Below are 8,702 nucleotides of genomic sequence, written 5' to 3' on the forward strand. Positions count from 1 at the left end.
GTGCAAAAACTTGGACACTATGAAAATTATAAAAATATTCGCTTCTATGTAATAATCAAGTTAAGATGGAATCACAGCATATGTTTAAAGGGGAAAATAAACTTGAAAACAATACTTACAAAAACATTAACGATGGATGCAGATTCATTTTTTTATAGCTATAAAAGGCAGACAGAGACTCAGCAAGCGCATGTGTTTTTAGAAAGTGGACGTGGTGGACATTTTTCAATAGCTGCGTGGAATCCATTAGCTACCGCACGATCAGTAGAGGGTGGGCTTTTGGTCAATTGGAGAAATGGCAGACAGGAAGTTTTACAAGGTGAGCCCCTCGACTTACTGGAAGAGCTTGTGGCGGAATATCAGGTTTCTTATAATGGAGAGCTACCTGTTTTTCAGGGAGGGGCTATTGGATTTGTGTCGTATGATTATGCTCGTAAAATTGAGGAGCTTCCTAATACAGCAACAGATGATTTACAAGTGCCAGATATCTATTATTATATCTTTGATTGCTGGGCCGTACATGATGTGAAAACGAATACCGTGACACTTATGAAGTTAGAAGAGAATGAGGTTAACTTGGAAGAATGGGCTAACATCTGGCAGGTTGCAGCACAGGCTGGATTAGACGCGCGCAAATTTGAGAAAACAACCGCTATAGAAGTTAAGAATGATGAAAATGAGTTGCTTGTTTCATTTGCAGGCGACGATTTCGAGGCAGCGGTTAAAAAAATCCAAACGTATATCGCGCAAGGTGATGTCTTTCAGGTGAATTTATCTGTGCGTCAGTCTAAGAAACTCAATGCAACTGCACTAGATGTCTATGAGGCACTACGAGCGTTTAATCCGTCACCATATATGGCTTATATTGAAGCACCTGATTTCTCTGTTGTTTCTGGATCGCCAGAGTTACTAGTCAAGCGTCAAGGCAATGAGTTGTCGACGAGACCAATAGCTGGCACTCGACCAAGAGGAAAGTCCGAAGAGGAAGATTTAGCATTGGCTCAAGAATTAATTGATAATGATAAAGAACGTGCTGAGCATGTGATGTTAGTGGATTTAGAGCGCAATGATTTAGGACGTGTATCCACCTATGGAACAGTGAAAGTGGATGAGTTTATGGTTATTGAGCGCTATTCACATGTTATGCATATCGTTTCGAATGTGCGTGGAGAAATAGCAGAAGGGAAAACGAATGCAGACGTTATTCGTGCGATGTTCCCAGGTGGCACAATTACAGGAGCACCAAAAATCCGCACTATGGAAATTATTGAAGAATTGGAGCCTGTAAGACGTGGTTTATATACAGGCTCGATCGGTTGGCTAGGCTTTACAGGTGATATGGAGTTTAATATTGTAATCCGTACAGCGTTTGTAAAAGATGGGGTTGCCCATATTCAAGCTGGAGCAGGTATTGTCATTGACTCTGTTCCGGAAAGAGAGTATCAGGAATCTTTAAATAAAGCGAAGGCAATGTGGCAGGCAAAGGCAATGGCAGAGGAGCGAGTAAAATGATTTTAATGATCGATAACTACGATTCATTTATTTATAACATCGTCCAATATTTGGGCGAATTTGGTCATGACATAGTAGTAAAACGTAATGATGTTATTACAGTAGAAGAAATAGAACAACTTGCGCCAGATATGATTGTTATTTCTCCAGGGCCATGTAGTCCAAATGAGGCAGGGGAAAGCCTGAACATTATTAAATATTTCGCGGGAAATATTCCGATTTTAGGGGTTTGTCTTGGACATCAGGCACTTGCACAAGTGTTTGGTGGTCATGTTATACAAGCGGAACGTTTAATGCATGGGAAGACATCACCCGTGCTGCATGCTGAAGTAGGTTTGCATAAAGGCATGCCAAATCCATTCCAAGCAACTCGCTATCATTCTCTTATTGTCGATAAGGAGACATTACCAGCGTGTCTAGAAGTAACAGCTTGGACAGAAGAAGGAGAAATTATGGGTTTACGTCATAAGGAATATCCTATTGAGGGTGTACAATATCATCCGGAATCCATTATGACCGAGCAAGGGAAACAACTACTTCGCCAATTTATAGAAATGTATGTAGAAGGAGTGAAATAGATGCAGTGCTGGATGAACGGAAACTATATGGCGGCCCAGGATCTGAGAATTTCGCCATTTGATCATGGATTTTTATATGGATTAGGATTTTTTGAAACGTTCCGAACATATGGTGGTCAGGTATTTTACTGGGAAGCACATATGGAAAGATTACAGCGTGCTTTATCACAATATCACATTCATTTAAACTATCCTGAAAGTGTATTACTTGAGGCTGTGCAACAACTAAATCAACTTGCTGGCGGTCAGGATGGTTACTTCCGTTTAAATGTATCTGCGGGTGAACATAATATTGGATTACAACCAACAGAATATAGACAACCTAATATCATCATTTTTCGCAAGGAACTTCAAGACACACCGCGTGGTACTGAAAAGTTTGCACAATGGCTTACCATACCACGCAATACACCTGAACAAGCCTTTCGTGTTAAATCGCACCATTACGGCAATAACGTGCTTGGTCGCTTTGAAATGCCATCACTGGCCCAACAAGAAGGTTTCTTTTTAACAGAATCAGGCTATGTAGCTGAAGGTGTGACATCAAATATATTTTGGATAAAAAATGATATACTATATACTCCTTCCTTGGAGACAGGTATTTTACCAGGAATTATTCGTGCATGGGTTATAGAAAAGGCTAGTGCGCTAAACCTTGACGTACAGGAAGGCTTTTATACAAAAGAGGATTTACTACAAAGTACGGAATGCTTCATTACCAATTCAGTACAAGAACTTGTGCCTATTAGTAGCTTGGAGAACCAGCCATTTTTAGGCAATAAAGGACCTATTTATTCCATTTTGCATAGCGCATTTGTTCAAGAAGTGGAACGAGGATAGAAGGAGCGTTTACATGCTAGAAAAATATACGAAACCATTAACGATTAATGGTATTACATTAGACTATAGACAAGAAACATTTGTTATGGGGATTCTAAATGTTACACCGGACTCCTTCTCTGATGGAGGAAAGTATAACAATGTGGAGGCTGCTGTTACTCAAGCAAAAAAAATGGTGGCCGAAGGAGCAAAAATTATCGATGTAGGTGGAGAGTCTACACGTCCTGGGTACGAACGAATTTCAGATGAAGATGAAATTGCACGCATCGTGCCTGTTATTCAAGCGTTAGCACAGGAAGTAAAGGTCATTATTTCAGTTGATACGTATAAAGCAAGTGTGGCGCGTGCCGCAATTGAAGCGGGCGCACACATCATCAATGATATTTGGGGAGCAAAGGCAGAACCAGAAATTGCTCAGGTTGCTGCAGACTTACATGTTCCGATCATTTTAATGCATAATCGTGAAAATATGGATTATGGTGTTGATTTTTGGACGACTGCAAAGGCAGATTTAGAAAAAAGTATTGCCATTGCACAGCAAGCGGGAGTTCCCGATCATCATATCATCTTAGATCCAGGTATCGGCTTTGCTAAAAATACTGCACAAAATATAGCTATGATGCAACACTTATCGGATTTAGTGGCTATGGGCTATCCCGTATTATTAGCAACATCACGTAAATCAATGATTGGTAATGTCCTGAACTTACCTGTTGAGGAGCGACTTGAAGGGACAAGCGCAACAGTGGTTTATGGAATTGAAAAGGGTTGTCATATGATAAGAGTTCATGATGTAAAGGAAATGGCGCGGGCAACGTATATGACGGATGTATTAGTGGGTAAACGTTTGTTTAAGGAGGAAGCGTGATGGATTATATTCATTTAAAGGACATGCAGTTCTATGGTTATCATGGTGTATTAGCAGCTGAAACTACTCTAGGCCAACGCTTTCGAGCAAATGTTTCGCTTGCAGTAGACATGACAAAAGCTGGTGAAACGGATGATCTTTCTTATACCGTTAATTATGCAGAGGTATATGCGTTATGTAGGGATATTGTAGAGGGCGAACCGTTTAAGCTTATTGAGGCTCTTGTTGTGAAAATAGCAAATGTGATTTTAGCAAGCTATCCTGATAAAGTAAAAGGAGTTCGTGTAGAGCTCATTAAACCAGACCCCCCTATTCATGGCTATTATAAAGAAGTCTCTGTTGAGGTTACGAGGGGTGTTTTCTAATGAAGGATGTCTATTTATCTATCGGAACAAATATGGGGGAGAGATATGAGAATCTTCAGCACGCAGTAGACCTTTTAAAGGAAAAGAAGGAACTAGAGTTGATTCGTGTTTCATCTGTCTTTGAGACAGCTGCTGTAGGTTATACGGATCAGGCAGATTTTTTAAATATAGCTGTTCATCTAAAAACACCTATATCGTCTGTTGAGATGTTGAATATTTGCCAAGAAATCGAACGGGAATTAGGGCGTGTAAGAGAATTCCGCTGGGGCCCAAGAGTTATTGATCTTGACATTTTACTTTACAATCAAGAGAATATTGAAACGGAGAATTTAATTGTTCCTCATCCAAGAATGTACGAGCGAGCGTTCGTCCTAGTACCACTTGTAGAGATTACACCATCACCATTCGATGAACAGCTACAACAAGCGCATGATCTGTTACAGCAAATGGATCGTGAAAAGGAAGGCGTAATCTTCTGGAACCACTTTAATGAGCCGTCAGCGGTAAATTAAGTATTTGTATAGGAATGAATTATCAGCGTATAGCATTAACGATAGATAGAGAAAATAGGTAAAGCCTATAGAGGAGGAAGAAAAACGTTGGGTCAGTCAACAGAGAAGCCATTTCAAATTGGCGATATTGTCATGGACAACCGAGTAGTATTAGCGCCAATGGCTGGGATTTGTAACTCTGCTTTCCGATTAACGGTTAAGGAGTTTGGGGCAGGTCTCGTATACGCTGAAATGATTAGTGATAAGGGCATTGTCCAAAAAAATGAAAAAACATTAAGTATGCTTTATATCGATGAACGTGAAAATCCTCTTTCACTGCAAATCTTTGGTGGAGATAAAGAAACCTTAGTGGAAGCAGCGAAATATGTGGATGAAAATACGACTGCTGATATTATTGATATCAACATGGGGTGTCCTGTTAATAAAATTATAAAATGTGAAGCGGGAGCACGTTTACTACTTGATCCTAATAAAGTATATGAGATGGTAGCGGCTGTTGTGGATGCTGTTAAAAAGCCTGTTAGCGTAAAAATGCGTATTGGTTGGGATGAAGAACATATCTTTGCAATTGAAAACGCTCAAGCTGTTGAGCGTGCAGGTGCAGCTGCAGTAGCAGTTCATGGTCGTACACGTGTACAAATGTATGAAGGTAAAGCGAACTGGGATTACATTCGTCAAGTGAAGGAAAATGTCAGCATTCCTGTGCTAGGTAATGGTGACGTGGAAACACCCCAAGATGCTAAACGTATGCTGGAAACTACAGGTGTAGATGCAGTAATGATTGGACGTGCTGCTTTAGGTAATCCATGGATGATCTATCGTACGGTTCAATACCTAGCAACTGGTGAATTAAAAGAAGAGCCAAGTGTACGAGAAAAAATGGACGTATGTTTACTACACTTTGAACGACTTCTTCAATTAAAGGGAGAAGGAATTGCAGTACGGGAAATGCGTAAGCATGCATCATGGTATTTAAAAGGAATCCGTGGCAATGGTAAGGCCCGCAATGCTATTAACCAAACAGAAACGGCGGCAGAACTTCGAGTACTATTAAATAGTCTTGTACAGGAGTATGAAGAAAGCGAAACTAAATTGATTGTTCCAGAAGTCAAAGAATTAATTATATAGTTTTTATTATGGGCGTCTCTATAATTTGATAGAGGCGCCTTTTCAGCAACACCTTTAATTTTTAGAATTATTAATTATTTTGCATTGGATTGAAAATAAATTGAAACAGATGATTACAGCACTGAAATTGTGTACAATAGAAATATTATGGACGTAAACGCGGACAATTTACTTAAGGAGTGAAACAAGTGTCAAATATAGAAGAATTAAATGATCAACTATTGGTGAGACGCCAAAAGATGACAACGATACTAGAAAATGGACAAGATCCATTTGGAAGCCGTTTTGAGCGTACACATTTATCAACAGAAGTACGTGAGCAATTTGCAGATCAAACAAAAGAACAGCTTGAGGAAAACCTTCAAGAGGTAATTATTGCGGGCCGTATTATGACGAAACGTGGTAAAGGAAAAGCTGGCTTTGCACATATTCAAGATTTAAATGGTCAAATACAAATTTATGTTCGTCAAGATCATGTAGGCGAAGAAGCGTATGAATTATTTAAACAAGCTGATTTAGGAGATATCGTTGGTGTGCGTGGTAACGTGTTCCGTACACAAGTGGGAGAACTTTCTGTAAAGGCTGAGGAATTCACATTCCTTACAAAAGCGCTACGTCCTATGCCAGAGAAATTCCACGGCTTGCAGGATGTTGAGCAACGTTATCGCCAACGTTATCTAGATTTAATGACAAACGAAGATAGCAAAAAGACATTTATCACGCGTTCGAAAATTATTCGTGCAATACGAAATTACTTAGATAATGCTGGATACTTAGAAGTAGAAACACCAATGCTTCACACAATTGCTGGTGGCGCAGCTGCTCGTCCATTTATTACGCATCACAATGCCCTTGATATGGAATTATATATGCGAATTGCCATCGAATTGCATTTAAAACGTTTAATAGTTGGTGGTTTAGAGAAAGTTTACGAGATCGGACGTGTGTTCCGTAATGAAGGAATTTCTACACGCCACAACCCTGAATTTACAATGATTGAACTGTATGAAGCATTTGCTGATTATCAAGATATCATGTCTCTAACTGAAAACCTTATTGCACATGTAGCCCAAGAAGTTCTTGGTACAACATCCGTTCAATATGGTGAAGATGAAATCAACCTTGCTGTAGGCTGGAAACGAGTTCATATGGTTGACGCTGTAAAAGAGGCAACAGGTGTAGACTTCTGGCAGCCGATGACAAAAGAACAAGCACAAGCACTTGCTAAAGAGCATGGAGTTGAAGTAAAGGATGTTCACGAAGTAGGTCATATTATCAATGAATTCTTCGAACAGAAAGTAGAAGAGACGCTTGTACAGCCTACATTTGTATATGGTCACCCGGTAGAAATCTCACCTCTTGCGAAGAAAAATCCAGAGGACGAGCGTTTTACAGATCGCTTTGAGTTATTTATCGTTCGTCGTGAGCACGCCAATGCTTTCACTGAGTTAAATGACCCTATCGACCAACGCCAACGCTTTGAAGCACAATTGGCAGAAAAAGAAGCAGGTAATGATGAGGCACATGAAATGGACAATGATTTCATTGAAGCATTAGAATACGGTATGCCTCCAACAGGTGGTTTAGGTATTGGTATTGACCGTTTAATTATGCTACTAACAAATTCACCATCAATTCGTGATGTATTATTGTTCCCAACAATGCGTCATATTACAAAATAAATTGCTGCGTAGGCTCTTTATAGAGCTATTAAAGAGCAGTCAATGGATTAAGAGGAGAATTCACATGATAGTGAGTTCTCTTCTTTTTGTTCAATGAAAAAAATTAAGTTGTTTAAACGTGGTTTATATTTAGGTTATACTTTTATAGTTCTATGTTTTTCAAATACAATAAGTATAAAAAAGAAGTATTTTATTGGGGGCTTATAATGAATTACAAAATTATTAACAAACAAGTATATGAACAGGCACAATTACGTTCTGTTTCTGATGTTCCGTTTACAGAGGAAGAACTCGAGCATGGTATGAAATTAGTCGTTGCTAAAAAAGACGAGACTCTTACTTTATATTTAGTAGAAATAGATGGCCATAAGAAATTTGATGTTCGTTGGGACGATTCTTCTGAAATCTTTAGTGGCTGGTATTCTGCATGGGATAACTTCTTGTGGTGTTTAAATATAGTTGACCCTCAAGGTAATGAAATAAAATAGGGACATATTAGAAATAAGCAGGCGCTAAAGTACTTCTACTTTAGCGCCTGCTTATTTTCATTTATTGCATTTTTATAAAACCTTCTAAGACTTAAACAACATATTTAAATTTGTAGTTTTTTATGAGCTATATTTAACTTGAAAAGTAAGTAGTATTGTAATTTAAGATATTGAGATTTAATAGAAAGAGATGTATAGTAAAACAAATAATAAATAAGGAAAGATACTATGATTCACGATTCTCGTAAATTCGCAAAATAGCTTATTAAAGCAAGTTTATTAAATAAAATTAGATTTTGTTTAAAAAACACTTGCGAAGTGCTTTCCAACGTGATAAATTATTACTTGTCGTTAAGACAATGCAATCAACGACATCGAACTTCAAAAACAATTTGAAAAAAGATGTTGACATAAACAATTGATTATAATATAATTTAAAAGTTGTCTCCGATGATTTGAAAAATATTTCAAAAAAGTGTTGACAACGAAAAAGAAGAAATGTTATAATTTAAAAGTTGCTGTCGAGAGATGGTTGCTAAATGAACCTTGAAAACTGAACAAGCAAAACGTAATCAATAAAGTTTTAAGTAACTAGCTTCGGTTAGTGAACGAAACACAATTTTGGACATCAAACATGATGCCAGCAAAACAATTTGAGCTAATCAAATTTCTTTTATGGAGAGTTTGATCCTGGCTCAGGACGAACGCTGGCGGCGTGCCTAATACATG

Annotated in this window: 9 protein-coding genes; all 9 read left to right on the forward strand. The window is 38.4% G+C overall.

Going from position 1 to position 8,702, the window contains the following annotated elements:
* Window positions 1-102 precede the first annotated feature (102 nt).
* The 9 genes from pabB to RCJ95_RS22725 all read left to right on the forward strand — a co-directional run bounded on the left by pabB (window position 103) and on the right by RCJ95_RS22725 (window position 7,973).
* Window positions 103-1,512: an aminodeoxychorismate synthase, component I gene (gene pabB, locus RCJ95_RS22685; RefSeq protein ID WP_373880530.1), complete on the forward strand. Its 1,410-nt coding sequence runs from the start codon at window positions 103-105 to the stop codon at window positions 1,510-1,512.
* Entirely contained in the window at window positions 1,509-2,090 is a 582-nt protein-coding gene (gene pabA, locus RCJ95_RS22690) for an aminodeoxychorismate/anthranilate synthase component II (protein ID WP_202342947.1), read from the forward strand. Before pabB ends, pabA begins: the two co-directional genes overlap by 4 nt.
* Window positions 2,091-2,930, forward strand: coding sequence for an aminodeoxychorismate lyase (gene pabC / locus RCJ95_RS22695; RefSeq protein ID WP_274771153.1), 840 nt, complete (start codon window positions 2,091-2,093; stop codon window positions 2,928-2,930). It abuts the gene before it with no gap.
* A gap of 13 nt (window positions 2,931-2,943) precedes the next feature.
* Entirely contained in the window at window positions 2,944-3,798 is an 855-nt protein-coding gene (gene folP / locus RCJ95_RS22700; protein ID WP_221683410.1) for a dihydropteroate synthase, read from the forward strand.
* Complete coding sequence (folB, locus tag RCJ95_RS22705; protein WP_221683411.1) at window positions 3,798-4,163, forward strand: dihydroneopterin aldolase; 366 nt, start codon at window positions 3,798-3,800, stop codon at window positions 4,161-4,163. Before folP ends, folB begins: the two co-directional genes overlap by 1 nt.
* A complete protein-coding gene (folK, locus tag RCJ95_RS22710) occupies window positions 4,163-4,675 on the forward strand; it encodes a 2-amino-4-hydroxy-6-hydroxymethyldihydropteridine diphosphokinase (RefSeq protein ID WP_274771156.1) in 513 nt (170 codons plus the stop codon). Before folB ends, folK begins: the two co-directional genes overlap by 1 nt.
* An 87-nt stretch (window positions 4,676-4,762) precedes the next feature.
* A complete protein-coding gene (gene dusB, locus RCJ95_RS22715; protein ID WP_274771158.1) occupies window positions 4,763-5,803 on the forward strand; it encodes a tRNA dihydrouridine synthase DusB in 1,041 nt (346 codons plus the stop codon).
* Between the two features lie 179 nt (window positions 5,804-5,982).
* Window positions 5,983-7,485, forward strand: a complete 1,503-nt coding sequence (gene lysS / locus RCJ95_RS22720; RefSeq protein ID WP_221683414.1) for a lysine--tRNA ligase — start codon at window positions 5,983-5,985, stop codon at window positions 7,483-7,485.
* A 206-nt stretch (window positions 7,486-7,691) separates the two neighbouring features.
* Window positions 7,692-7,973: a hypothetical protein gene (locus tag RCJ95_RS22725; protein ID WP_221683415.1), complete on the forward strand. Its 282-nt coding sequence runs from the start codon at window positions 7,692-7,694 to the stop codon at window positions 7,971-7,973.
* Window positions 7,974-8,702: the final 729 nt, after the last annotated feature.

The sequence above is a fragment of the Lysinibacillus sp. BSL11 genome, assembly GCF_052928325.1.